Genomic DNA, 2,465 nt, shown 5'->3' on the forward strand with positions numbered 1-2,465 from the left:
TATAGGGGAGCCGAAGGGAAACCGAGTCTTAATTGGGCGTTAAGTTGCAGGGTATAGACCCGAAACCCGGTGATCTAGCCATGGGCAGGTTGAAGGTTGGGTAACACTAACTGGAGGACCGAACCGACTAATGTTGAAAAATTAGCGGATGACCTGTGGCTGGGGGTGAAAGGCCAATCAAACCGGGAGATAGCTGGTTCTCCCCGAAAGCTATTTAGGTAGCGCCTCGTGAACTCATCTCCGGGGGTAGAGCACTGTTTCGGCTAGGGGGCCATCCCGGCTTACCAACCCGATGCAAACTGCGAATACCGGAGAATGTTATCACGGGAGACACACGGCGGGTGCTAACGTCCGTCGTGAAGAGGGAAACAACCCAGACCGCCAGCTAAGGTCCCAAAGTCATGGTTAAGTGGGAAACGATGTGGGAAGGCCCAGACAGCCAGGATGTTGGCTTAGAAGCAGCCATCATTTAAAGAAAGCGTAATAGCTCACTGGTCGAGTCGGCCTGCGCGGAAGATGTAACGGGGCTAAACCATGCACCGAAGCTGCGGCAGCGACACGTATGTGTTGTTGGGTAGGGGAGCGTTCTGTAAGCCGTCGAAGGTGTGCTGTGAGGCATGCTGGAGGTATCAGAAGTGCGAATGCTGACATAAGTAACGATAAAGCGGGTGAAAAGCCCGCTCGCCGGAAGACCAAGGGTTCCTGTCCAACGTTAATCGGGGCAGGGTGAGTCGACCCCTAAGGCGAGGCCGAAAGGCGTAGTCGATGGGAAACAGGTTAATATTCCTGTACTTGGTGTTACTGCGAAGGGGGGACGGAGAAGGCTATGTTAGCCGGGCGACGGTTGTCCCGGTTTAAGCGTGTAGGCTGACTTTCCAGGCAAATCCGGAGAGTTAAGGCTGAGGCGTGATGACGAGGCACTACGGTGCTGAAGTAACAAATGCCCTGCTTCCAGGAAAAGCCTCTAAGCATCAGGTAACATCAAATCGTACCCCAAACCGACACAGGTGGTCAGGTAGAGAATACCAAGGCGCTTGAGAGAACTCGGGTGAAGGAACTAGGCAAAATGGTGCCGTAACTTCGGGAGAAGGCACGCTGACATGTAGGTGAAGCCCCTGCGGGTGGAGCTGAAGTCAGTCGAAGATACCAGCTGGCTGCAACTGTTTATTAAAAACACAGCACTGTGCAAACACGAAAGTGGACGTATACGGTGTGACGCCTGCCCGGTGCCGGAAGGTTAATTGATGGGGTTATCGCAAGAGAAGCTCCTGATCGAAGCCCCGGTAAACGGCGGCCGTAACTATAACGGTCCTAAGGTAGCGAAATTCCTTGTCGGGTAAGTTCCGACCTGCACGAATGGCGTAATGATGGCCAGGCTGTCTCCACCCGAGACTCAGTGAAATTGAACTCGCTGTGAAGATGCAGTGTACCCGCGGCAAGACGGAAAGACCCCGTGAACCTTTACTACAGCTTGACACTGAACATTGAGCCTTGATGTGTAGGATAGGTGGGAGGCTTTGAAGCGTGGACGCCAGTCTGCGTGGAGCCAACCTTGAAATACCACCCTTTAATGTTTGATGTTCTAACCTGGCGCCGTGATCCGGCGTGGGGACAGTGTCTGGTGGGTAGTTTGACTGGGGCGGTCTCCTCCCAAAGTGTAACGGAGGAGCACGAAGGTCAGCTAATCCTGGTCGGACATCAGGAGGTTAGTGCAATGGCATAAGCTGGCTTGACTGCGAGAGTGACGGCTCGAGCAGGTGCGAAAGCAGGTCATAGTGATCCGGTGGTTCTGTATGGAAGGGCCATCGCTCAACGGATAAAAGGTACTCCGGGGATAACAGGCTGATACCGCCCAAGAGTTCATATCGACGGCGGTGTTTGGCACCTCGATGTCGGCTCATCACATCCTGGGGCTGAAGTAGGTCCCAAGGGTATGGCTGTTCGCCATTTAAAGTGGTACGCGAGCTGGGTTTAGAACGTCGTGAGACAGTTCGGTCCCTATCTGCCGTGGGCGCTGGAGAATTGAGGGGGGCTGCTCCCAGTACGAGAGGACCGGAGTGGACGCATCACTGGTGTTCGGGTTGTCATGCCAATGGCACTGCCCGGTAGCTAAATGCGGAAGAGATAAGTGCTGAAAGCATCTAAGCACGAAACTTGCCCCGAGATGAGTTCTCCCTGAGACTATAAGTCTCCTGAAGGAACGTTGAAGACGACGACGTTGATAGGCCGGGTGTGTAAGCGCAGCGATGCGTTGAGCTAACCGGTACTAATGAACCGTGAGGCTTAACCTTACAACGCCAAAGAAGTCTGGCGTGTTGAGAGACTATTCAGCTTGTGACGGATAAGACCTGTGGCCGTGAGGCGGCAGGTGACAGAATTTGCCTGGCGGCTGTAGCGCGGTGGTCCCACCTGACCCCATGCCGAACTCAGAAGTGAAACGCCGTAGCGCCGATGGTAGTGTGGGG

2 rRNA genes (1 of these 2 running past the window's edge) are annotated in these 2,465 nt (G+C 54.3%); both read left to right on the top strand.

Going from position 1 to position 2,465, the window contains the following annotated elements:
• Positions 1 to 2,291, top strand: a 23S ribosomal RNA gene (locus AACV31_RS12595); it begins 316 nt to the left of the window's first position.
• Between the two features lie 90 nt (positions 2,292 to 2,381).
• Positions 2,382 to 2,465: ribosomal RNA gene (gene rrf, locus AACV31_RS12600) — 5S ribosomal RNA — on the top strand; the annotation flags it as partial.

This window comes from Cronobacter sp. EKM101R (genome assembly GCF_963888145.1).
In the GTDB taxonomy this organism is placed as follows: Bacteria; Pseudomonadota; Gammaproteobacteria; order Enterobacterales; family Enterobacteriaceae; genus Cronobacter; species Cronobacter turicensis.